The sequence below is a fragment of the Pseudomonas sp. MWU16-30317 genome, from assembly GCF_020515695.1.
GTDB lineage: Bacteria > Pseudomonadota > Gammaproteobacteria > Pseudomonadales > Pseudomonadaceae > Aquipseudomonas.
Genome location: NZ_JAIWJA010000002.1, coordinates 162,140 through 184,932, shown reverse-complemented (window position 1 = coordinate 184,932; position 22,793 = coordinate 162,140). Strand labels below are relative to the sequence as shown.

General features: G+C 60.7%; 19 protein-coding genes and 1 pseudogene. 8 read left to right on the top strand and 12 right to left on the bottom strand.

Features of this window, described 5'->3' with window-relative positions; translation table 11 throughout:
• Window positions 1-136: 136 nt before the first annotated feature.
• The 7 genes and pseudogenes from LIX93_RS05595 to LIX93_RS05565 all read right to left on the bottom strand — a co-directional run.
• Window positions 137-421 (bottom strand): annotated as a pseudogene (locus LIX93_RS05595) (GIY-YIG nuclease family protein); the annotation flags it as partial.
• A gap of 13 nt (window positions 422-434) precedes the next feature.
• Window positions 435-911 (bottom strand): nuclear transport factor 2 family protein, encoded by a 477-nt coding sequence (locus LIX93_RS05590; RefSeq protein ID WP_226503023.1) that lies wholly within the window; start codon window positions 909-911, stop codon window positions 435-437.
• A 209-nt stretch (window positions 912-1,120) separates the two neighbouring features.
• The gene (locus LIX93_RS05585) at window positions 1,121-2,467 is read right to left on the bottom strand and encodes a CynX/NimT family MFS transporter (protein WP_226503022.1); all 1,347 of its coding nucleotides are present in this window, start codon (window positions 2,465-2,467) and stop codon (window positions 1,121-1,123) included.
• Between the two features lie 132 nt (window positions 2,468-2,599).
• The gene (locus LIX93_RS05580) at window positions 2,600-3,364 is read right to left on the bottom strand and encodes an amino acid ABC transporter ATP-binding protein (RefSeq protein ID WP_226503021.1); all 765 of its coding nucleotides are present in this window, start codon (window positions 3,362-3,364) and stop codon (window positions 2,600-2,602) included.
• 10 nt (window positions 3,365-3,374) lie between these two features.
• Complete coding sequence (locus LIX93_RS05575; RefSeq protein ID WP_226503020.1) at window positions 3,375-4,472, bottom strand: amino acid ABC transporter permease; 1,098 nt, start codon at window positions 4,470-4,472, stop codon at window positions 3,375-3,377.
• Window positions 4,473-4,482: 10 nt separating this feature from the next.
• A complete protein-coding gene (locus tag LIX93_RS05570; protein WP_226503019.1) occupies window positions 4,483-5,661 on the bottom strand; it encodes an amino acid ABC transporter permease in 1,179 nt (392 codons plus the stop codon).
• Between the two features lie 67 nt (window positions 5,662-5,728).
• Window positions 5,729-6,757, bottom strand: a complete 1,029-nt coding sequence (locus tag LIX93_RS05565) for an amino acid ABC transporter substrate-binding protein (protein ID WP_226503018.1) — start codon at window positions 6,755-6,757, stop codon at window positions 5,729-5,731.
• Between the two features lie 499 nt (window positions 6,758-7,256).
• Here LIX93_RS05565 and LIX93_RS05560 point away from each other — a divergent pair, with 499 nt between their 5' ends.
• Both LIX93_RS05560 and rhlB read left to right on the top strand, forming a co-directional pair.
• A complete protein-coding gene (locus tag LIX93_RS05560; protein WP_226503017.1) occupies window positions 7,257-7,922 on the top strand; it encodes an alpha/beta fold hydrolase in 666 nt (221 codons plus the stop codon).
• A 146-nt stretch (window positions 7,923-8,068) separates the two neighbouring features.
• Complete coding sequence (gene rhlB, locus LIX93_RS05555) at window positions 8,069-9,598, top strand: ATP-dependent RNA helicase RhlB (protein WP_260524684.1); 1,530 nt, start codon at window positions 8,069-8,071, stop codon at window positions 9,596-9,598.
• 63 nt (window positions 9,599-9,661) lie between these two features.
• Here rhlB and moaE read toward each other — a convergent pair whose 3' ends face one another.
• The 5 genes from moaE to LIX93_RS05530 all read right to left on the bottom strand — a co-directional run bounded on the left by moaE (window position 9,662) and on the right by LIX93_RS05530 (window position 13,861).
• Window positions 9,662-10,111: a molybdopterin synthase catalytic subunit MoaE gene (gene moaE, locus LIX93_RS05550; protein ID WP_226503015.1), complete on the bottom strand. Its 450-nt coding sequence runs from the start codon at window positions 10,109-10,111 to the stop codon at window positions 9,662-9,664.
• Window position 10,112: 1 nt separating this feature from the next.
• Window positions 10,113-10,355: a MoaD/ThiS family protein gene (locus LIX93_RS05545; protein WP_226503014.1), complete on the bottom strand. Its 243-nt coding sequence runs from the start codon at window positions 10,353-10,355 to the stop codon at window positions 10,113-10,115.
• On the bottom strand, window positions 10,352-10,825 hold the full coding sequence (gene moaC, locus LIX93_RS05540) for a cyclic pyranopterin monophosphate synthase MoaC (protein ID WP_226503013.1): 474 nt from the start codon (window positions 10,823-10,825) through the stop codon (window positions 10,352-10,354). Before moaC ends, LIX93_RS05545 begins: the two co-directional genes overlap by 4 nt.
• 186 nt (window positions 10,826-11,011) lie before the next feature.
• Entirely contained in the window at window positions 11,012-12,406 is a 1,395-nt protein-coding gene (locus LIX93_RS05535; protein ID WP_226503012.1) for a PhoH family protein, read from the bottom strand.
• 339 nt (window positions 12,407-12,745) lie between these two features.
• Complete coding sequence (locus tag LIX93_RS05530) at window positions 12,746-13,861, bottom strand: polysaccharide deacetylase family protein (protein WP_226503011.1); 1,116 nt, start codon at window positions 13,859-13,861, stop codon at window positions 12,746-12,748.
• A 247-nt stretch (window positions 13,862-14,108) separates the two neighbouring features.
• On the opposite strand from LIX93_RS05530, the gene yaaA reads away from it, so the two are divergent.
• From yaaA to LIX93_RS05500, 6 genes are all read left to right on the top strand, one after another.
• The gene (gene yaaA / locus LIX93_RS05525; protein WP_226503010.1) at window positions 14,109-14,888 is read left to right on the top strand and encodes a peroxide stress protein YaaA; all 780 of its coding nucleotides are present in this window, start codon (window positions 14,109-14,111) and stop codon (window positions 14,886-14,888) included.
• Window positions 14,889-15,715: 827 nt separating this feature from the next.
• Entirely contained in the window at window positions 15,716-17,032 is a 1,317-nt protein-coding gene (locus LIX93_RS05520) for a nucleotide sugar dehydrogenase (protein ID WP_226503009.1), read from the top strand.
• 104 nt (window positions 17,033-17,136) lie between these two features.
• Window positions 17,137-18,621, top strand: a complete 1,485-nt coding sequence (gene alg8 / locus LIX93_RS05515; RefSeq protein WP_226503673.1) for a mannuronan synthase — start codon at window positions 17,137-17,139, stop codon at window positions 18,619-18,621.
• Between the two features lie 35 nt (window positions 18,622-18,656).
• On the top strand, window positions 18,657-19,817 hold the full coding sequence (locus LIX93_RS05510) for an alginate biosynthesis protein Alg44 (protein WP_226503008.1): 1,161 nt from the start codon (window positions 18,657-18,659) through the stop codon (window positions 19,815-19,817).
• Between the two features lie 19 nt (window positions 19,818-19,836).
• On the top strand, window positions 19,837-21,264 hold the full coding sequence (locus LIX93_RS05505; protein ID WP_226503007.1) for an alginate biosynthesis protein AlgK: 1,428 nt from the start codon (window positions 19,837-19,839) through the stop codon (window positions 21,262-21,264).
• Window positions 21,261-22,778 carry an alginate export family protein gene (locus LIX93_RS05500; protein WP_226503006.1) on the top strand — a complete coding sequence of 506 codons (1,518 nt, stop codon included), beginning with the start codon at window positions 21,261-21,263 and terminating at the stop codon, window positions 22,776-22,778. The genes LIX93_RS05505 and LIX93_RS05500 overlap by 4 nt, the downstream gene beginning before the upstream one ends.
• Window positions 22,779-22,793: the final 15 nt, after the last annotated feature.

Sequence of the window (22,793 nt, the reverse complement as noted above, 5' to 3'; positions counted from 1 at the left end):
GAGCTCAGTCTGGCGTATTTACCGGCTGTTCCGGCCTCTTCGCGGGCAAGATTTGCTCCCACAGTGGAGCCGGCTCTGGGGTCGTCCCCCTGTGGGAGCTGGGCTTGCCCGCGAAGGGGCCATCGGGATCAATACTGTAGGCCGCCACCAGCGCCTCCTTGGCACTCTTGCGCAGGCGCTTGATCAGCCGCTCCTGGCGCAACGCCTCGCCCTTGTCGGGCCACACTTCGACGTACACCAGCGCCACCGCCGGGCTGGAGGCGAAGAACCGTGCGCCCTTGCCACTTTGATGCTTGGCGAAGCGGCGTTGCGGGTCGTCACTGATGCCGCAATACAGGGCACCGTTGGCCGCGCGTACCAGATACACGGCCCAGGGTTTGGGAGAGGGCGCAGCCAACGCCGCGCAGATCGGATCAGTCATACCGCGAAGGATATCAGAGCGCAGTGCCCGCGCGCCCGGCCTGGAAGCTGCGCAGCCCCTTAAGCGCCTGCTGGTTGACCTTGCGGTGCAACATCGGCGTCCAACCCAGCAACAGCCCCGGGGTTCCCAGCGCCTGACGCGACCAGCGCCAGAAGTCGAACTGATCGTGATGCTCGCTGATCTTGCCGTCGCGAAACACGAAGCGCGCCTGGATATCGTTGACCACCGTGCGGCCGGTCTGGCTGAACAGGTACGTCGCCACCCAATGGGCCGCGCCCGCGCGCTCATCGCCGCGGACCTGATCGAAGCTCAAGGAAAACTGCTGGGCGCGGGACGCCAACAGGCGCCACATGTCCCTGGCATCGTCGCCGCGCAAGGTACCGAAAGCCGGATCGCTGAACAGCACATCCTTGCTGTAGCAGGCGCACATGGCCTCGGCATCGAGGCGGCTGAACGCCGTATAGAATTCGCGGATCAGGGCTTCGCTCATCAGGGGTCGTCCAGCAGTTGTTGTGCGGGGAGTTTTAGCAGGTGCGGCGCAGGGATTGCCATATTATTTGTGTCGATATCACCGGGCTCTTCGCGGCCGAACACGCAACCTTGCTTGCACAGTGCGAGCAGATCCTGAGTCCTGCACCTGTAGGAGCAAAGCTTGCTCGCGAAGAGGCCAGCAACTTCAACACCCAATCAACCGTAGAATCACACCCGCTCGCTGCTTACATTCACCTGCAAAGCCCGCCCGGCGCCCATGCCAGCGATCGTCGCCGCGATACCGATAAACGCGAATACCCACCCGACCGAGCTCCAGCCGCCGGTCACGTCATGCACCAGGCCCACCGCGAACGGCCCCAAGGACGCGATGGTGTAGCCAACGCCTTGCGCCATGCTCGACAGATTGGCCGCCACATGGGCATCACGGGAGCGCAGCACGATCAAGGTCAGCGCCAGAGCGAACACCCCGCCTTGCCCCAATCCCAGCACCACCGCCCAGCCCCACAAACCGCCTAGCGGCGCATACAGGCAACCGAACAGGCCGGCCATGGACAGCGCCATCACCACCACGATCGCCAGCCGCTGATCCCGCCCGCGGGTGCCGAACCACGGCGCCGTCAGCGCACTGGCCAATTGCACGATGATCGACCCGGACATCACCAGCCCGGCGTCCTCAGCCGACAGGCCACGGCCCACCAGAATCGACGGCAGCCAGCCAAAGACGATATAGGCCAGCGAGGATTGCAGGCCCATGAATAGCGTCACCTGCCAGGCCAGCGGATCCTTTAACAGCCCGCTCACCCGATAGGCGACCTGGTGCGAGGCATGCAGAGTACGCGTCTGCGGCCACCACACCACCGCCGCCAACAGCGCCGGCAGCAGCCAGAAACCCAGCCCCAACTGCCAATGCCCGCCAAGCACCTTGCTGATCGGTACGCTGCTGCCTGCCGCCAACGCCGCCCCCAGGCACAGGGCCATTGTGTAGACGCCGGTCATCATCCCGGCCTGCCGGGCGAAGTCGCGTTTGACGATGCCCGGCAGCAACACGCCGATGATCCCAATACTGGCCCCGGCCACCAGGCTGCCGGCGAATAGCCCGGCCACGCCAAAGTGGCTGCGCAAACCGATGCCCGCCGCCAGTACCAGCAAGATCAGCAGCACTACCCGCTCACTGCCCAGGCGCCGGGCCAGCAACGGTGCCAGCGGCGCGAACAGGCCCAGGCACAGCACGGGTAGAGTGGTCAGCAAACCCGCCTGGGTGCCAGACAGCCCCAAGGCGGCAGACACTTCGCCCAGCAGCGGCGCCATGCTCGACAGCGCCGGACGCAGGTTGAGCGCGACCAGCACCAGGCCGAGCAAGAGCAGCCAGCGGCGGGAAATTATCGGGTTTGCAGGGAGGGTTTCGCAGGCAGAGCTCGCTTCCACGGGAGCAGACCCAGGAGTCGTGACAGGTTCAGAAGCAATAGTAGATGCAGTGGCAGGCAAAGGGCCTTCAGTGGTCGTTATCGACACAGGCTCGGGGACCGAGGCGGCCTGCTGGGGTTGGATCGACATGGGGGGCTCGCAAGAATGGCTAGCAATCAACTGTGGCAGTTGCACCCTGCCCGGTCAACCCGAGCTGTTTTAACGGGCCGAAAAAAACCCGGACCTGAGCCCGGGCTTATCATGACGATGCGCTTCAACCAATCAATGCAGGATCTGGCTGAGGAACATCCGCGTACGGTCGCTCTGCGGGTTATCGAAGAAGTCGTTAGGCGCTGCCTGTTCGACGATTTCGCCCTTGTCCATAAAGATCACCCGGTTGGCCACGGTGCGCGCGAAGCCCATTTCGTGGGTCACGCAGAGCATGGTCATGCCGTCTTCGGCCAGGCCGATCATGGTATCCAGTACCTCTTTGACCATCTCCGGATCGAGTGCCGAAGTCGGCTCGTCGAACAGCATGATCTTGGGCTTCATGCACAGTGCTCGGGCAATCGCCACACGCTGCTGCTGGCCGCCGGACAGCTGCCCCGGAAACTTGTGGGCCTGCTCCGGAATCCGTACGCGCTGCAGGTAGTGCATGGCGATTTCTTCAGCCTGGCGCTTGGGCATCTTGCGCACCCACATCGGCGCCAAGGTGCAGTTCTGCAGAATGGTCAGGTGCGGGAACAGGTTGAAGTGCTGGAACACCATGCCGACTTCACGACGCACCGACTCGATCTGCTTGAGATCGTTGGTGAGCTCGACGCCGTCGACGATGATGGTGCCCTTCTGGTGTTCTTCCAGACGATTGAGGCAACGGATGGTGGTCGACTTGCCCGAGCCCGAAGGCCCACACAGCACGATCCGCTCACCCTGTTGCACATTGAGGTTGATGTCTTTCAGTACGTGGAACTGGCCGTACCACTTGTTGACGCCTTGCATCTGGATGATGCCCGGGGCGCCCGCTGGCTGTTTGATCGCTTCGCTCATGGGATAACTCCTAACGCTTGTGGCCAGTGTCCAGCTTGCGCTCCAGATACTGGGAGTAGCGGGACATACCGAAACAGAAAATCCAGAAGACCAGGGCGGCGAATACATAGCCCTCGGTCGCCATGCCCAACCATTTAGGGTCGGCGGACGCTTGCTTGACGCTGTTGAGCAGGTCGAACAGGCCGATGATGATCACCAGGCTCGTATCCTTGAACAGCGCGATCAGGGTGTTGACCAACCCCGGGATCACCATCTTCAGGGCTTGCGGCAGGATCACCAGGCCCATCGTGCGCCAGTAGCCCAGCGCCATGGCGGCCGCGGCTTCGTACTGCCCCTTGGGAATGGCCTGCATGCCACCACGGACCACTTCGGCAACGTAGGCCGACTGGAACAGGATCACACCGATCAGTGCCCGCAGCAGTTTGTCGAAGTTCATGCCTTCAGGCAGGAACAGCGGCAGCATCACCGAAGACATGAACAGCACGGTGATCAACGGTACGCCACGCCAGAACTCGATGAAGGTCACGCAGACCACCTTCACCGCCGGCATGTTCGAACGACGGCCCAGCGCCAGCAGAATGCCCAGCGGCAAGGCGCCGGCGATACCGACCACGGCGATCACCAGGGTCAGCATCAGGCCGCCCCATTGGCTGGTCGCGACGTTCTCGAGGCCGAAAGCGCCGCCGTGCAACAGAAAGTACGCGATGATCGGGTACAGGATGATGAAGCCCAGCCCGTAGTAGCCCTTCTTCGGCACCTTGGCGATGAACAGCGGCACCACGCCGATGATTGCCAGGACCACGGTCAGGTCGACGCGCCAGCGGAATTCCGCCGGGTAGTAGCCGTACATGAACTGACCGAAGCGCTGGATGATGAACACCCAGCACGCGCCTTCCTTGTTGCAATCGGCCTGGGTCGTACCGACCCAGCTGGCCTTGAAGATCGCCCACTCGAGCAGTGGCGGGATGATCAGGTAGATCAGGTACACCGCGACCAGTGTCAGCAGCGTATTGAACCAGCCATCGAACAGGTTGTTGCGCATCCAGGCCATCGGCCCGAAGACCTTGCCCGGTGGCGGCATGTCAGGTTTGAAATTATGAGTGCTCATGGGCGCATCCTCACCGTTCGATCAGCGCAATGCGCTTGTTGTACCAGTTCATCAGCAAGGAAATGCTGATACTGATGGCCAGGTAGACGCTCATGGTGATGGCAATCACTTCGATCGCCTGACCGGTCTGGTTGAGCACCGTACCGGCGAACAGCGAGACCATTTCCGGGTAACCGATACCGGCGGCCAGCGACGAGTTCTTCGCCAGGTTGAGGTACTGGCTGGTCAGCGGCGGGATGATCACCCGCAGCGCCTGCGGAATGATGACCTTGCGCAGCGTCGGACCATTGCGCAGCCCCAAAGAGTGCGCGGCTTCGGTCTGGCCATGGCTGACCGACTTGATACCCGAACGCACAATTTCGGCGATGAAGGCCGCGGTATATACCGTCAGCGCCAAGGTCAACGCCAGCAGCTCGGGGATCATCACCCAGCCACCCACGAAGTTGAAACCTTGCAGCTGGGCGAGCTCCCAGTGCAACGGCACGCCAAAGATCAGCGTGCTCAGCGCGGGGATCACGATGATCAAGGCCAGACCGGTCCAGAACTTGTGAAACGGCACGCCGGTTTCTTCGAAGCGCTTGGTGGCCCATTTCGACATCACCACGATCGCGACGATGGCGATGACCACGGCGATCACGAAGGGCCATACACCCGCAGCAGGAATCGCCGCCGGCATGTTCAGGCCGCGGCTGCTGACGAAGAAGTACCCCAGGATGCTATGCGCTGCACGCGGCCCCGGCAGGGTCAGGAACACCGCGAAATACCAGAACAGGATCTGCAACAGCGGCGGGATATTACGGAAGATTTCGATGTAGACCGTCGCCAGCTTGTTGATCATCCAGTTCTTGGACAACCGCGCCACACCGAGCACGAAACCCAGCAAGGTCGCCAGGATGATGCCGATGAAGGTGACCAGCAAAGTGTTCAACAGCCCGATCAGGAAGACCCGTGCGTAACTGTCCGATTCTTTGTAGTCAATAAGATGTTGAGCAATACCGAAACCGGCACTGTTCTGCAGGAAGCCAAAGCCCGAGGTGATGCCTCGGTGTTGCAGGTTGGTTTGTGTGTTGTCGAACAGAAACCAGCCCAGCGAGATCACCGCGAGCACCGTGATGATCTGGAATAGCCACGCACGCACACGTGGATCGGTCAGGGAAAACCCTTTGGGTGCGCCGATTTGATTTTGCATTGAATGCCCCAGGAGAAATGAAACGAGCAACGCCCGGTAGCCTTCAAGCTACCGGGCGTTCAGCCGATCAGCGCACTGGAGGTGCGTACTGGATACCGCCGTTGTTCCACAAGGCATTCTGACCGCGGTCGATGGCCAGCGGAGTGCTCTTGCCGAGGTTGCGCTCGAACACTTCACCGTAGTTGCCGACCTGCTTGACGATCTGCACGACCCAGTCCTTGCGCAGCTTCAAGTCTTTGCCGTATTCGCCGTCAGCACCCAGCAGACGACCCACGTCCGGGTTCTTGGTCGACTTGGCTTCTTCCTCGACGTTCTTCGAGGTGACGCCCGCTTCTTCAGCGTTCAGCATGGCGAACAGGGTCCACTTGACGATCGCCATCCAGTCTTCGTCGCCACGACGAACCACAGGGCCCAGGGGCTCCTTGGAGATGGTTTCCGGCAGAACCACGTAGTCCTGCGGCGAGCCCAGCTTGCTGCGCTGTGCGTAAAGCTGCGATTTGTCGGAAGTCAGCACGTCGCAACGGCCGCTTTCCAGCGACTTGGCGCTTTCATCGGAGGTGTCGAAAGTGATCGGGGTATATTTGAGTTTGTTGCCGCGGAAGTAGTCAGCCACGTTCAGTTCGGTAGTGGTACCGGCCTGAATGCAGATGGTCGCGCCGTCCAGCTCTTTGGCGCTCTTGACACCCAGCTTCTTGTTCACCAGGAAGCCGACGCCGTCGTAGTAGGTCACGCCCGCGAACACCAGGCCCATGCCTGCGTCACGGGAGCTGGTCCAGGTGGTGTTACGCGACAGCACGTCGATTTCGCCGGATTGCAGAGCGGTGAAGCGCTCCTTGGCGTTCAGCTGGCTGAACTTGACCTTGGTGGCGTCGCCAAATACAGCGGCGGCCACTGCGCGGCAGACGTCGGCGTCGATGCCGTTGATCTTGCCGGTCGAATCCGCTACCGAGAAACCAGGCAAGCCATCGCTGACACCGCACTGGATGAAGCCTTTCTTCTGGATTGCATCAAGGGTAGTCCCTGCCTGAGCGAAGCTGGCAACGCCGAGGGCGGTTGCAGCGGTCAGTACGGCCAGGGTGGATTTCAACATCTTCATTCAAAACCTCCAATGTGCTCTTGTTGTGTCTGAGCTTGAGTTGCGCCGCACCTTTATGAGGCGAAATCGACCGGTGCTGGCTTTTTTTTGGGTCGAGCGCCGCAACCAGCAAGATTAAAATCCGAAACGCGTAAACTACGTGCCGGGTTGAAACTTACCATTCCCTATCGTTTGCCGGACCGAAGCGCAGGTACTCTGTGTGAGCGGCCATTCGCAACCATCCGTCAGACAAAGGTAGAACATCTGCATGACGGGTTATGCGTCCCCCTGCGGCTTCTACCGCCGGGTGTTACCAACGAGGAGCGCGCCTTCATTCAGGGGTTGTGTAGCAAAGGGCATACCATAGTTGAGAGCCGAAGCGTTTAAGTGCGCGTCAAGCGCAAAACTTGTAGCCTTGCGACATTCTCTTTTCAAATTGACACGTCAACATTTCAAATCGATACCGCACGCACTTTTCTAACGCACTCAAAAATGCCGTGCGCACCAATAAGGAGCAGTCATGACCGAGCCACTTATCCTGCAACCCAAGCACCTGATCACCGCCGATGCCTGTGTCATATGGCTCCACGGCCTGGGCGCCGATCGGTTCGATTTCGAGCCGGTCGCTCAGATGCTGATGGCCAGCCTGACCACCACGCGTTTCATCCTGCCCCAGGCACCGACCCGTGCAGTGACCGTCAATGGCGGCTATGAAATGCCCAGCTGGTACGACATCAAGGCCATGAGCCCCGGCAGCCGCGCCATTGATGAGGACGAGCTGGAAGGCTCTGCGCAGCACGTCCTGGACTTGATTGAAGATCAGATTCAGGCAGGCATCCAGCCCCAGCGGATTTTCCTTGCCGGTTTTTCCCAGGGTGGCGCCGTGGTCTATCACACGGCCTTCGTGAAAGCACAGCAGGCACTCGGCGGCGTCATCGCCCTCTCGACCTACGCACCGACCTTCGCCGCCGGCGGCAGAGTGGCCGAAAGCCAACGGGCCATTCCGGCGCTTTGCCTGCACGGCACACAGGACACTGTAGTGCCCTATTCCATGGGCCGCACGGCGCATGACTGGCTAAAAGATCAGAACGTCACCGTTACCTGGCACGAATACCCAATGGGCCATGAAGTGTTACCCAAAGAAATCAAGGACATCGCTGCCTGGTTGGCCGCGCGGTTAGGCTGAATCGCCGTACCGCATCGCAGCAATGGCCCCGGTGGCTGTAGCGCAATGCGCCAGCCACTACGCCGAGCCCGATTCTTGCATTACACTGCCCGGCGTACATTCCTTAACCAACCGATGAGAAGACCGTGCTCAAAGCACTCAAGAAAATGTTCGGTAAAAGCGAGGCTGAGCCGCTCGCCCCCGTAACGACTGCTTCCACCCGCTCCCCCGTTGCCCTTGATCAGCCCGCCGAGAACGTGCCCAAAACCACGGCCGAGCTGAACGTCGCCGCCGCGCCCGAGACGGCGCTGCCGACCGCCGGGCACCGGGATGTCAGCGCGTCGGTAATCAAGAGCAGCGTGATAGAGAGCAACGTGGTGCACGCCAGCCCATTGCTGACGGACCACGCGCCGCGCCAAGCGCAGCGCCCTCGACGCCAGCCGAAACCTGCGGCCAGCACCTGGAAGCTGGAAGATTTCGCCGTCGAGCCGCAAGAGGGCAAGACCCGCTTTCACGATTTCCCGTTGTCAGCCGACCTGATGCATGCCATCCATGACCTCGGCTTCCCTTACTGCACGCCGATTCAGGCGCAGGTGCTTGGCTTTACGCTCAAGGGCAAGGATGCCATCGGCCGCGCCCAGACCGGCACCGGCAAGACCGCCGCCTTTTTGATCTCGATCATCACTCAGCTGCAGCAGACGCCCCCGCCCAAGGAACGCTACATGGGCGAGCCGCGAGCACTGATCATCGCCCCCACCCGTGAACTGGTGGTCCAGATCGCCAAGGACGCGGCCGATCTGACCAAGTACACCGGCCTCAACGTCATGACGTTCGTCGGCGGCATGGAGTTCGACAAGCAGCTCAAGCTGCTCGAAGCGCGCCACTGCGACATCCTCGTGGCCACCCCGGGCCGCCTGCTCGATTTCAACCAGCGTGGTGAAGTGCACCTGGATATGGTCGAGGTCATGGTGCTGGACGAAGCCGATCGCATGCTCGACATGGGTTTCATTCCGCAAGTCCGCCAGATCATCCGCCAGACACCGCCCAAGGCCGAACGCCAGACCTTGCTGTTCTCGGCCACCTTCACCGAAGACGTGATGAACCTGGCCAAGCAATGGACCACTGACCCTGCCATCGTCGAGATCGAGCCCGAGAACGTCGCCAGCGACACCGTCGAGCAGCATGTCTATGCCGTGGCCGGGGCCGACAAGTACCGCCTGCTGTACAACCTGGTGACCCAGAACAACTGGGAACGGGTGATCGTCTTCGCCAACCGCAAGGACGAAGTGCGCCGTATCGAAGAGAAACTGGTACGCGACGGCGTCAATGCCGCGCAGCTGTCGGGGGATGTGCCGCAACACAAACGCATCAAGACCTTGGAAAATTTCCGCGAAGGCCGCATCAGCGTATTGGTGGCCACCGACGTGGCGGGCCGCGGAATTCACATCGACGGCATCAGCCATGTGATCAACTTCACCCTGCCGGAAGTCCCGGATGACTACGTGCACCGTATCGGTCGTACTGGTCGGGCGGGCGCCAGCGGCGTGTCGATCAGCTTTGCCGGAGAAGACGACTCCTACCAGCTACCGTCCATCGAGGCGCTGCTGGGACACAAGATCAGCTGCGAAACGCCGCCGGCCGAGTTGCTCGTGCCGGTGGAGCGCAAGCGCCCGGCACCGCCAGCCGCAGACGCTTGATTCCAACCTGTAGCGAGGGGGGCTGATCCAGCGTCGGGGGCAAGCCCCTCGCTACACGGGCGGTCAGTCCCAGCGCCTGGCCGCAGCCTTGTCGCTGTCCCGCCCCTCGACCCAACGCGGGCCATCGGCGGTGTCTTCCTTCTTCCAGAACGCGGCGCGGGTCTTGAGATAGTCCATCACAAAGTCGCACGCCTCGAACGCCGCCTGCCGGTGCGCGCTGGCGACACCGACGAAGACGATAGGCTCACCCGGCGCCAGTGCCCCGATCCGATGCAACACCTCTACCTTGAGCAGCGGCCAGCGCTGCTCGGCTTCGACGACGATCTTCGCCAGGGCCTTTTCAGTCATCCCGGGGTAGTGCTCGAGGAACATCCCGCGCACATCCAGACCATCGTTGAAGTCGCGCACATAGCCCACGAAGCCGACGACGGCGCCCACGCCCGTATTGGCGGCGTGCAACGCGTTGAGCTCGGCTCCGGGGTCGAACACGGCACTCTGCACCCTGATCACCATCTCAGCCCCCTGTGACGGTAGGGAAAAACGCCACTTCATCGCCGGGTGTCAGCGGCTCCCCTAGCCCGCACAGCTCTTCATTGCGCGCGCACATGAGAGTGCGCTCGCCCAGCAGCGTGCGATCGCCCCGGCCAAGCAAATGCTCGCGCAACGCACCGACCGTGGCAAAGTCGCCCTCGACGACCTCCTCCCCCAGCCCCAGCGCTTCACGGTAACGGGCGAAATACAGCACCTTGATGCTCACAGCGGATCCGCCTGGAAATGCCCGCTCTTGCCACCGACTTTTTCCAGCAACTGGACCTGCTCGATGACCATGCCGCGGTCCACCGCCTTGCACATGTCGTAGATCGTCAGCGCGGCGACACTGGCTGCCGTCAGGGCTTCCATCTCGACGCCGGTCTGCCCGGACAACTTGCAGCGCGCCACCACCCGCACTCGGTCGCTGCCTTCGGCACTGAGCTCGACCTTGACGCTGGACAGCATCAGCGGATGGCACAACGGGATCAGATCGGAAGTTTTTTTCGCCGCCTGAATGCCAGCGATACGCGCGACCGCAAAGACGTCGCCTTTGGGGTGGCCGCCGTCGACGATCATCTGCAGGGTCTGCGGCAGCATACGAATGAAGGCCTGGGCCACGGCCTCGCGATGGGTCACGGCTTTATCCGTGACATCGACCATGTTGGCACGGCCTTGGGCGTCGAGATGAGTGAGCACAATGAGTATTCCTGGGCAAGTCGGGGGATTTTACCCCCGATGCCAAGTCGATGCGAATCGTAAGATAGCGCCGGATCGAATGCCGCGTTCGCGGGCAAGCCTTGCTCCCACAGGCGTACACCCGTGGGAGCAAAGCTTGCTCGCGAAGAGGCCATCCAACTCACCCTCACAGGCAAGCCAGGCTCGTTACAGATGCGACTCGGCGTATTCGGCCAGAATCGAGCGCGGTACCCCTTGCAGGGTGATATGCACGCCTTGCGGGAAATCCTTGAAGCGCTCCGTCAGATAGGTAAGGCCCGAGCTGGTGGCGGACAGGTAAGGCGTGTCGATCTGCGCCAGGTTGCCCAGGCAGATCACCTTGGAACCGCTGCCGGCACGGGTGATGATGGTTTTCATCTGGTGCGGCGTGAGGTTCTGGCACTCGTCGATCAGAATCAGGCTTTGCTGGAAGCTGCGGCCACGGATGTAGTTGAGCGACTTGAACTGCAACGGCACTTTGCTGAGGATGTAATCGACGCTGCCATGGGTGTTCTCGTCATCCATGTGCAAGGCTTCGAGGTTGTCGGTAATGGCCCCCAGCCAAGGCTCCATTTTTTCCGCTTCGGTGCCCGGCAGAAAGCCGATTTCCTGGTCCAGGCCCTGCACGCTGCGCGTGGCGATGATGCGCCGATAGCGCTTGGTGACCATGGTCTGTTCGATCGCCGCCGCCAGCGCCAGGATGGTTTTACCCGAGCCTGCTGCGCCCGACAGGTTGACCAGATGGATATCCGGATCGAGCAAGGCGAACAGCGCCAGGCCCTGGTAGATATCCCGCGGCTTGAGGCCCCAGGCTTCCTGGTGCAGCAAAGGTTCCTGGTGCATGTCGAGGATCAGCAGCTCGTCCGGCTTGACGCCCTTGACCCAGCCGACGAAGCCTTGCTCGTCAATGATGAACTCGTTCATGTGGACCGCTGGCAGCATTTCGGTGAGCTGTACACGGTGCCAGGTACGGCCGTGGTCCTGGCGGGTGTCGACCTTGGCGACACGATCCCAGAACGATCCGGTGAGGGTGTGATAGCCGCGCGACAGCAAGGACACGTCGTCGACCAGTTGATCGGTACTGTAATCTTCGGCCTCGATCCCGCACGCCCGGGCCTTGAGGCGCATGTTGATGTCTTTGGTGACCAGGATCACGCTGAGCTGCGGCTGTGCTGCATGCAGGTCGATCAACTGGTTGATGATGATGTTGTCGTTAAGGTGCTCGGGCAGCAGGCTGTCCGGTTCGGCACGCTTGTTCATGAGGATCGACAGGAACCCCTTGGGGTCACCCTTGCCGCGCTGGATCGGCACGCCCTTTTCGACGTCCGCAGGGGAAGCTTCACCGAGGGTCTTGTCGATCAGGCGAATGGCCTGACGACATTCGGCAGCCACGGAATGCTTGCCGCTTTTAAGCTTGTCGAGTTCCTCCAGAACGGTCATCGGGATGGCGACGTGGTGTTCTTCAAAGTTGAGCAGCGCGTTGGGATCGTGAATCAGTACGTTGGTATCGAGCACATAAAGGATTGGCTGGGTGGAGGAAGTGCTGCGTCCTTGATCATCCATACTCGGTCACCTGTGTGGGAGCCAGTCAACGCAGGACCTGAACGGTGCTGCGCCGCGAAGTAGCCGCCGAACGATGCCCTTGAGGCAGGGCACCACTAACCAGGTATGGTCCGGTTGAAGACGCCACCTGTGTTGCAGGTTTCGGCGGTCTGACGTCTTGATACCGCAAAACCCATGACGATAAAAAGCACTTTGACAGTTTTTTGAAGTTTATTTGATGATGGGACGAATAGCGCTTGGCGTCAGCCCAAAGCGCCGCTACAGTCGGAAGTCCACCCCACCTGCACCGCCAGAATATTTTTCTGCAAAAAACCGCGCACGCCATATGGAACGTGGCTTTCAGTCAAACTGATGGCACTCTTCCCAGGCAATTCCGCTTTCCACCGTCTGGTTCAGAATCAACGGCACCGCCACCTTGGCGCGGTCCTGGACATCGTGAAAGGCAATGATCCCCTTGCGCCACAACAGCATCAACGTGATCACCCGATCCGCTGACTGCGCCGCAGTCAACTGGCCGTCTTCCGAGTCGATATTCCACAACGCCACCTGCAGCTGTTGCGCGGCAAAAAAGGCGCCGCTGTCGGCACGACGCTGGCCATACGGAGGTCGGAACAACGGCACGAAACTGCCAGGCAATTGCGCCCGGACCAGCGCAACGCTGCGCTGGATCGAGTCTTTCCAGTCGTTCCACTGGCTGTGCGAGCGATACTGCCAGCCCTGCACGCCGACGCATTGATCGGCGTAGATGGCCTGCAGATCCTCGTCGGGCTGGTGATCGCGGCGCAGCTCGACGCTGTTGCCCAGCACGAAGAAGGTCGCCGACATCTTCTGCTTGCGCAGATAATCGGTCATCCAGTCGGTCCCGCCCGGGGCCAGGCTGGGACCGCCGTCGAAGGTGAGCAAGAACACCCGGTCCTTGAAATCATCGCCATTGCGTTCCTGATCGTTGAAGCGCGTCACCTCGCTGCTGATCTGCGGAAACAACGCTGCCATGTGCAGCAGCTCGTCGATGTAGTCGACGTTGAACTGCTTGCCGGGTATCAGCCACTTCGCATAAAAGGAATCGTTGGCCACCTGGAACGTCGCCGCTTCGCGACGCAACGCGGTCTCATCCTCGATGAGGTAACAGAACGAGGCGTCCTGCTCGCAACTTTGTTGAGCGTTGTTGTAGTTTTCCCAAAGGCGATCCCACAGGCGCTGGCGCAGGGCGTTGATGGCCTCCATGTTGATCTGTCGCAGGTCCAGGCGCTGGGCCAGAGCCTCCTCGCTCAGCAGCTCGGTATCGCTCAGTTCACGGGCGAAACCCAGTACTTCGGCACGCGAGGCGACGTCGAACAACACCGGGGTGGTGAGTGCCTCGGGCCAATTGGCCCGATCAAGCACGGCGGCCGGCGGTTCCGCGGCGGCGACGTTCAGGCAGATCAGTAAAAAAGCCAACGACAGGGCGAAACGCAAAAGCAGTTCTCCGGGTATATAAGGATCGGGTTCAGTGGCGCTTTAAATATCGTCTTCGCGAGCAAGCTTTGCTCCAACGGTGCAAACACATCCATTGTAGGGGGCAAGGTTGCGCGGTCGGCGGCGAAGAAGCCGGTGCATTCACCGCAACGTTATTGCCCGATGCTAAAGCTTCTATCCCACCTATAGCTAGAGTTTGCGTGTCTATCTCCCTAGAATCCCGTCACGACCCGAAGGAGACACCGACATGCTGATGGTGATATCACCCGCAAAGACCCTCGACTACGACACCCCGCCGACGACTCAGCGCTTCACCCAGCCGCAGTATCTGGACCACTCTCAGGAACTGATTGGCCAGTTGCGCGACCTCAGCCCGGCGCAGATCAGCGAGCTGATGCACCTCTCCGACAAGCTCGCCGGCCTCAATGCCGCGCGTTTCGGCAGCTGGAATCCGGCGTTCACCCTCGACAACGCCAAGCAGGCGCTGCTGGCGTTCAAGGGCGACGTCTACACCGGTCTGGATGCCACCAGCCTCGACGAGCAGGCGCTGGACTACGCCCAGCAACACCTGCGCATGCTTTCGGGCCTCTATGGCCTGCTGCGCCCGCTCGACCTGATGATGCCGTATCGCCTGGAGATGGGCACCAAACTGGCCAATGCGCGCGGCAAGGACCTCTACGCCTTCTGGGGCGAGCGCATCAGCGAGTGGCTCAACCAGGCTCTGGCCGCACAAGGCGACGACGTACTGCTCAACCTGGCTTCCAACGAGTACTTCAGCGCGGTCAAACGCAAGGCGCTACAAGCACGGGTGATCAATACCGAGTTTCGCGACCTCAAGAATGGCCAATACAAGATCATCAGCTTCTATGCAAAAAAAGCCCGGGGCTTGATGAGCCGCTTCGTCATTACCGAGCGCATAAACGATCCTGAACACCTCAAGGCATTCGACAGCCAGGGCTACCGGTTCAACGCCAAGGACTCCACTGCCGACAATCTGGTGTTTCTGCGCGACCATCCCGACGAATAATCGTGACCGCTCATCGGCGTGGCCGCCCGGGCACGCCGCCCTATTGCTGCAAAATCATCGTGCACAACCCCCAACTGACAGTTTCATGACGCCAAGTTAATATTACTGGTGCACTTGCTAATTGTATTAGCACTCGCACTTCACATTTTTTTTACCCTTTTCACCAAATATTTTTTAGTGCTGGCACAAAAATATCGCGACCCTCTAACCGCCCAATTCTAAAGGACGAAACAGCCATTGGTGGCTCAATGCCATTACCCAAAATAATCGTGGCGATGAAAAAAAATTCACCAGCGGTCATCCTGCTCAGGAACTTCATAGGGGATATGTCGCTCATACCACCCGTAACGATTCTCTTGCAGCGTGTGAGAGATGACGTACACAGCGACTCGCAAGGGCACCGGCGGCAGCGCCGGAAGAAGTTGACTCAGTCGATCCCAAACGGGTCGGCAGGTTATTCTCAGGAGAGAACGCACCCAATTATCCTCAGCATCTGGCCAAGCCCGAGCTGCACTACAGAGCTCAAACATGACGTCTCAAGTGCTTGATTCACAAGGTATATAACCGGACTGAAAACACGTACAAGAATAACAACGAGATTAATTGTAATAAAGGCTGGCTACATTCTAGGGCGAGCCCGTGTTCTACGGGTCCTGAGCGCCCAACTTAGGTGCACCTTCTTGGGCACCGGGTTCTTAATTATGCCTGCGCCGTGATTTGCAGCATTAAGTTGTTGCACTTTCGAGTGCCTGAAAACTGCTGGTTATTCAAACCCCCAGTCTGGCTCTGTCAGTAGAGCTGGCGTGATAAACAATGAGGTGAATGCGATGCGTATCAGCATCTTTGGTCTGGGTTATGTCGGTGCAGTCTGCGCCGGTTGCCTTTCTGCACGTGGTCACGACGTTGTTGGCGTGGATGTCTCCAAAGCCAAGATCGATCTGATCAATAACGGAAAATCGCCAATTGTTGAACCGGGTCTGGGAGAACTTCTGGAACAAGGGATCAAGAAGGGCAACCTGCGCGGTACAACTGACTTCGCCGAAGCCATCCGCGCTACTGACCTTTCCATGATCTGCGTGGGAACCCCTAGCAAGAAGAACGGCGACCTGGAACTCGACTACATCGAATCCGTCTGCCGCGAAATCGGCCTGGTACTGCGTGACAAAGCGACCCGCCACACCGTCGTGGTGCGCAGCACCGTGCTGCCGGGCACCGTCAAGAATGTGGTGATCCCGATTCTCGAAGACTGCTCGGGCAAAAAGGCCGGTGTCGACTTCGGCGTCGCGGTCAACCCTGAGTTCCTGCGTGAAAGCACGGCGATCAAGGACTACGACAAGCCGCCGATGACCGTTATCGGTCAACTCGACCAGGCTTCAGGCGATGTCCTGCAGGCGCTGTACGAAGAACTCGACGCTCCGATCATCCGCAAGGACATCGAAGTGGCCGAGATGATCAAGTACACCTGCAACGTGTGGCACGCCACCAAGGTCACCTTCGCCAACGAAATCGGCAACATCGCCAAGGCGGTCGGCGTCGATGGTCGCGAAGTGATGGACGTGGTCTGCCAGGACAAGTCGCTCAACCTGTCCCAGTACTACATGCGCCCAGGCTTCGCTTTCGGTGGTTCGTGCCTGCCCAAGGACGTGCGCGCCCTCACCTACCGCGCCAGCTCGCTGGACGTCGAGGCGCCACTGCTCAACTCGCTGATGCGCAGCAACGTGTCCCAGGTGCAGAACGCCTTCGACATGGTCAATTCCAAGGACAAGCGCAAAGTCGCCCTGCTGGGCCTGAGCTTCAAGGCCGGCACCGATGACCTGCGCGAAAGCCCGCTGGTGGAACTGGCCGAAATGCTGATCGGCAAAGGCTTCGACCTGAGCATCTACGACGCCAACGTCGAATACGCTCGCGTCCACGGCGCCAACAAGGATTACATCGAATCGAAGATCCCCCACGTCTCGTCCCTGCTCAACTCGGACTTCGACGCGGTGATCGCCCATTCCGATGTGATCATCCTCGGCAACCGTGACGAGCGCTTCCGTGCCCTGGCCAGCAACGTACCGGAAGGCAAGCAGGTCATCGACCTGGTCGGCTTCATGACCAAGACCACCGACGCCGCTGCCCGTACCGAAGGCATCTGCTGGTAAGTAAGGCTGGACCTGCGCGGGGCCTTCGGGCCCTGCGCATGCCTTGAACGATTCGGGCCAATCAATGACCCGTTATCACTGGCCCGATTCCCACATGGATGCAGATCATGCAAAGGCTCAAGCACGGCCTACTCCAGGCTTCCGGTTGGATGTTCTACCTGGTGTTCCTGATGGCCCTGGCGCTCATGCTGCCGGCCACCACTTTCGACCCCGCGTCGAAAGACTTCATTTTCCTGATTGGCGCCATTGGCATCTGGCGCTACTCGATGGGTGCAACGCACTTCGTGCGCGGCATGCTGTTCCTCTACGTGGTCTATCCGCACCTGCGGCGCAAAGTGCGCAAGCTGGGTGACGATGCCGACCCGTCCCACGTATTCCTGATGGTCACCAGCTTCCGTATCGACGCCCTGACCACCGCCCAGGTGTACAGCTCGGTGATTCGCGAAGCCATCGACTGCGGCTACCCCACCACTGTGGTTTGCTCGCTGGTCGAGATGTCCGACGAACTGCTGGTCAAGAGCCTGTGGCAGAAAATGGCCCCGCCTGACCGCGTTTCCCTCGACTTCGTGCGCATCGCCGGTACCGGCAAACGCGACGGCCTGGCCTACGGTTTCCGCGCCATCTCGCGCCACCTGCCGGACGACGATGCAGTGGTTGCGGTAATCGACGGCGATACCGTGCTGGCCGAAGGCGTAGTGCGCAAGACCGTGCCGTGGTTCCGCCTGTACGGCAACGTCGGTGGCCTGACCACCAACGAGTTCTGCGAAGTACGCGGCGGCTACATCATGAGCGAATGGCACAAGCTGCGTTTCGCCCAGCGCCACATCAACATGTGCTCCATGGCCCTGTCCAAGCGAGTGCTGACCATGACCGGGCGGATGTCGGTGTTCCGCGCCTCGGTGGTGACCAACCCGGAATTCATCGCCGACGTCGAAAGCGACTCGATCGACCATTGGCGTCTGGGCCGCTTCAAGTTCCTGACCGGCGACGACAAGTCCAGCTGGTTCAGCCTGATGCGCCTGGGCTACGACACCTTCTACGTACCGGATGCCAACATTCACACCGTTGAGCACCCACCGGAAAAGAGCTTCCTCAAAGCCAGTCGCAAGTTGATGTACCGCTGGTACGGCAACAACCTGCGGCAGAACTCCCGAGCGCTGGGCCTGGGCGTAGGACGCCTGGGGCTGTTTACCTCCGTGGTCTTGTTCGACCAGCGTGTTTCGATGTGGACCAGTCTGTTGGGGCTCACGGCGTCAATCATCGCCAGCCTCATGTATGGCATCAACTTCCTGTTGGTTTACCTGTTGTGGATCGGCATCACCCGTTTGATCCTGACCGTCATGCTGCTGTGCTCCGGGCACAAGGTCGGGCCGGCTTACCCAATGATTCTGTATTACAACCAGATCGTCGGCGCCATGATGAAAATCTACGTTTTCTTCCGCCTCGACAAGCAATCCTGGACGCGTCAGCCCACCTCGCTCAAGCGTGATCTCGCCAGCTTTCAACAATGGTTCAACACCTGGTCCTCCCGGACCATGACCTTCTCGGCCGCCAGCATCTTTGTTGCTGTGCTGTTCGTGATGGTCTGAGCCGGAACCCAATGGATTAAGTAGGAATAATCGCCATGAATACAGCCGTGAACGTCAATGTTGTCCATGAATCCGAAGCTCAGCGCCAGCACGCTCGGGTCAAAATCCCGGCCAAGCTGCGCTACATCGGCCCGAATCGCGAAACCTTCGAAGCCAAGGTCGAGGACCTTTCTGCTGGTGGCTTCAGCATCGTCACCAAGAAAACCCTGGCACAGGGCGAGGTGTACCGAGGCCGGATGATGTTCGTCATCGACAACCTCGGCCTGGGCATGGACATCGAGTTCCAGGTGCGCTCGCTCGACAGCGACGGCCGCGCCGGCTGCGCCTTCCAGAACCTCGACCAACAGGACATCGCCACCCTGCGCCACCTGATCACCTCGCACCTGAGCGGCGAGTTGGTCACCATGGGCGGCGTGCTGGGGACCCTGCAGCGCGACAACTTCACCAAGGCGCGCAAGCGCGGCGGCACCAACCATGGCATGTCGACCCTCGGCCGCTTGCGTGCGGTGACCTTCAGCCTCGGTATCTTCGTGGTCGGCCTGGCCGCCTTCGGCTTCGTGGCCAAATCGGTTTACGGTCTGTACTTCGTCAGCCACGCGGTATCGGGCGTGGTGACCATCCCGTCGAGCAACATCACCATGCCGCGCGACGGCACAGTCAACAGCCTGGTTGCCGTCAATGCCCAGGCTGCCAAGGGCGCGCCACTGGCGACGTTCAGCACCAGCATGCTCGACGTGCTCAAGGACCACCTGGACGACGCCCAGCTGACCCCGGCGAAAATCACCGAAATGTTCGGCAAGCAACTGACCGGCACCCTGACCTCGCCGTGCGACTGCATCGTCGCCGAGCAACTTGTCCCGGATGGTCAGTTCGCCAGCAAGGGCGACATCATCTACAAGATGCTGCCGCGTGATGCCCAGGCCAACATCGATGCGCGCTTCACCTATCGCCAGATCAACGACGTGCGTCCTGGCACCCGCGTGAGCTTCCAGATCGCCGGCGAAGACGCCACCCGCGAAGGTCAGATCGTCTCCAGCACCAACCTGTTGCCAGATGCCCTGTCCTCCGACCTGCGCGTACAGATCAAACCCGACGCGCCGATCAGCAGCGCCTTGGCCGGTCGTCCAGTGGAGGTCTACAGCGACCGTGGCTCGATGAACTGGTTGATCGACAAAGCCACGGCCAAAGGCCTCTAAGTTGAGCGTGCGAAGGAGAATGCCTGTGGCAACGAGAAGAACCCTGACGCATCCCGCGCTACTGGGCCTGGCCATTGCAATCAGCCTGGCCGGTTGCGCCGGGCTTCCCGACCAGCGCCTGGCCAATCAGGCGCTGCAGAACGGTGACACCGAACTTGCGCAGCAGAACTTCCAGCAACTGGCCGACCTGGGCTATGCCGATGCACAAATCGGCCTGGCCGATATCCAGGTCAACACCGGTGACCCAGAAGCCATGCGCAAGGCTGAAGCGATCTACCGCGCCGCTGCCCAGACCTCCCCCCGTGCTCAGGTACGGTTGGGGCGCCTGCTGGCAGCCAAGCCGGGCAGCACCGTCGCCGAGCAGCACGAAGCCGAGAGCTGGTTGAAGAAGGCCGCGCAAAACGGCGAGACCGGCACTTTGCTGCCGCTGGCCACGCTCTACCTGCAATACCCGCAAAGCTTCCCGAACATCGACGCTCAGAAGCAGATCGACCAATGGCTCGCCGCCGGTTATCCGGATGCGCCCCTGGCCCAGGTCATGCTCTACCGCGCCAAAGGTACCTACGATCAGCACCTGGATGACATCGAGCGCATCTGCAAGGCTGCCCTCAGCGCCAACGACGTGTGCTATGTCGAACTGGCCACCGTCTACCAGAAACGCGGCCAGGCCGATCGCCAGGCCGAACTGGTCAAGCAGTTGCAGTCGGCCTACAACGGCGGCACCGCCTCGGCTGCGCGCATCGACGGCGTGGCCCGGGTGCTGTCCGATCCGACCCTCGGCAAGACCGACGAGAAGACTGCGCAAACCCTGCTCGAAAGCGTCACCGACACCTATCCGGCGGCCTACATCAGCCTCGCGCAACTGCTGTACCAGTTCCCCGAGCTGGGCGACGTCGACAAGTTGATGGACTACATCGACAAGGGCCACAGCGCCGACCCAGGGCGGGCCGAGCTGCTGCTGGGCAAGGTCTACTACGAAGGCAAGGTGGTCATCCCCGACGCCCACAAAGCCCTTGATCATCTGCAAAAAGCCGCAGGCACCCAGGTCAGCGCGCACTATTACATGGGCCAGATCTACCGCCGCGGCTACCTCGGCAAGCCCGAGCCGCAAAAGGCCGTGGACGAACTGCTCAAGGCCGCTCGCAGTGGCCAGAACAGCGCCGACTTCGCCCTTGCGCAGCTCTATTCGGGCGGCCGCGGCACCAAGCCCAATCTGGTCAACGCCTACGTATTCGTGCAACTGGCGAAAATGCGCCCGGATGTGCAACAGCCGGTGACCGATCTCAACACCCTGATCGAATCCGAACTGCAGCCAGGCCAGAAGGCTCAGGCGCAGCAATTGATGCAGCAAGAACTCAAGGCTCGCGGTGGCATCAGCCAGGCCAACAGCGCCCTGGCCCAACAAGAAATGCCTGCAGACCCCATCGGTGAGGACAAATCCCTATGAAACTCAATAAATGGATGAAGGCCGGGATCGGTCTCGGCTTTGCCGCCTTGTGGTCTTGCCCTACGCTCGCGGCGCTGACCGCGTCGCAGAATTTCGGCATCGAAGTCAAAGCCACCGGCCAGTCCGAAGACGACCGCGACCTGGGCACGCGCTCGGGCGGTGACGTCAACGGTGTCGGTATCGACCTGCGCCCTTGGGCCTACCTCGAACGCGGCCAATGGGCGTTCTACGCGATGGGTCAGGCAGTCGCCGCCAGCGACGTCATCCAGACCGACCCGCTGGATGAACAGAACGCTACCGCGCCAAGCGTCAACACCTCCGGCATCAACCACAATTCGGCCCGCGACGGCAACGACGCGTACTTCGCCATGCGCGAGTTCTGGGTCAGCTATCAAGGGCTGTTCACCCCCTACCCTGGCGAGAACGCCAAGTTCGGCCGCCAGCGCCTGCGCAATGACGACGGCCAGTGGCGCGATGACAACATCGAAGCGCTGACCTGGAACCTCGACACCACCCTGCTCAAAAGCCATCTGGGTGTGGCCGAGCGTTTCAGCGACTACCGCACCGACTACGATCAACTGTCGGCACAGGACAAGCAACGCCTGCACGCCTTCGGCGACGCTTACTACCAGTGGATGCCAGGGCAATGGATCGGGGTGCGCGCGCACTACGTGAAGGACGACGGCAAGCTCGCCGATGCCGGCAAAGTGGTCGACGACCTCGACAAGCGCGTGAACAGCAAAATCGGCTGGGTCGGCCTTGACGCCAACAGTGACGCCTACAACTACCGCAACCTCAACCAGGTCAACTACTGGGGCAGCGTGACGTTCATGGACGGCTCTCAGGACCTGAACAGTGCCGCCTATGACGCTAACAACCTGACGACCGATGCCAGTGGCCACACCCTCGCATCACCCAAGAGCAATCGCGACCTGAGCGGCTGGGGATCGGACCTCGGTATTCGTCTGCGCCTCGACCCGCAATGGCAAGTCGGCGGTGCCTATTCTCAGGCGAGCAAGAACTACGAACAGAACGGCCTGCAGAGCAACCGCTCGACCTGGACCGGCACCCGCTCGCGCATCAGCCGCTTCGGCGAGGCCTACCAGGCGCAGATGGGCAACACCCGCGTCGCCTCGGTGTTCGCTTCGTGGCAGCAAGAGGATCAATACGACGCCTCGCTGATCTACCACAAATTCTGGCGTGTCGACGGCAATTCCGGCATCGGCGGCAGCAACATCAACGCCGTGCAGGAAGACATCAATAACAACAACGACATCAGCTTCAACACCTTGCCGCTCAACTCGGGCAGCAAGGACCTGGGTCAGGAAGTCGACCTGGTCGTGACCAAGTATTTCAAGCAAGGGTTGCTGCCCGCTGCCTTGAGCCAGTCGATCGACGAGCCTTCGGCGCTGATTCGTCTGCGTGCAGGTCTGTTCAAGCCGGGTGATGCCTACGGCAGCGGCGTCGACAACTACATGCACCGCGCCATTGTCGATGTGATCTGGCGCTTCTGATGCCTAACGCGAAGG

Excerpts from the sequence above, each read along its gene's own strand:
- LIX93_RS05590 (WP_226503023.1), bottom strand. The coding sequence starts at position 911 with ATGAGCGAAGCCCTGATCCGCGAATTCTATACGGCGTTCAGCCGCCTC.
- LIX93_RS05585 (WP_226503022.1), bottom strand. The coding sequence starts at position 2,467 with ATGTCGATCCAACCCCAGCAGGCCGCCTCGGTCCCCGAGCCTGTGTCG.
- LIX93_RS05580 (WP_226503021.1), bottom strand. The coding sequence starts at position 3,364 with ATGAGCGAAGCGATCAAACAGCCAGCGGGCGCCCCGGGCATCATCCAG.
- LIX93_RS05575 (WP_226503020.1), bottom strand. The coding sequence starts at position 4,472 with ATGAGCACTCATAATTTCAAACCTGACATGCCGCCACCGGGCAAGGTC.
- LIX93_RS05570 (WP_226503019.1), bottom strand. The coding sequence starts at position 5,661 with ATGCAAAATCAAATCGGCGCACCCAAAGGGTTTTCCCTGACCGATCCA.
- LIX93_RS05565 (WP_226503018.1), bottom strand. The coding sequence starts at position 6,757 with ATGAAGATGTTGAAATCCACCCTGGCCGTACTGACCGCTGCAACCGCC.
- LIX93_RS05560 (WP_226503017.1), top strand. The coding sequence starts at position 7,257 with ATGACCGAGCCACTTATCCTGCAACCCAAGCACCTGATCACCGCCGAT.
- rhlB (WP_260524684.1), top strand. The coding sequence starts at position 8,069 with ATGTTCGGTAAAAGCGAGGCTGAGCCGCTCGCCCCCGTAACGACTGCT.
- moaE (WP_226503015.1), bottom strand. The coding sequence starts at position 10,111 with ATGGTGATCAGGGTGCAGAGTGCCGTGTTCGACCCCGGAGCCGAGCTC.
- LIX93_RS05535 (WP_226503012.1), bottom strand. The coding sequence starts at position 12,406 with ATGGATGATCAAGGACGCAGCACTTCCTCCACCCAGCCAATCCTTTAT.
- yaaA (WP_226503010.1), top strand. The coding sequence starts at position 14,109 with ATGCTGATGGTGATATCACCCGCAAAGACCCTCGACTACGACACCCCG.
- LIX93_RS05520 (WP_226503009.1), top strand. The coding sequence starts at position 15,716 with ATGCGTATCAGCATCTTTGGTCTGGGTTATGTCGGTGCAGTCTGCGCC.
- LIX93_RS05510 (WP_226503008.1), top strand. The coding sequence starts at position 18,657 with ATGAATACAGCCGTGAACGTCAATGTTGTCCATGAATCCGAAGCTCAG.
- LIX93_RS05505 (WP_226503007.1), top strand. The coding sequence starts at position 19,837 with ATGCCTGTGGCAACGAGAAGAACCCTGACGCATCCCGCGCTACTGGGC.
- LIX93_RS05500 (WP_226503006.1), top strand. The coding sequence starts at position 21,261 with ATGAAACTCAATAAATGGATGAAGGCCGGGATCGGTCTCGGCTTTGCC.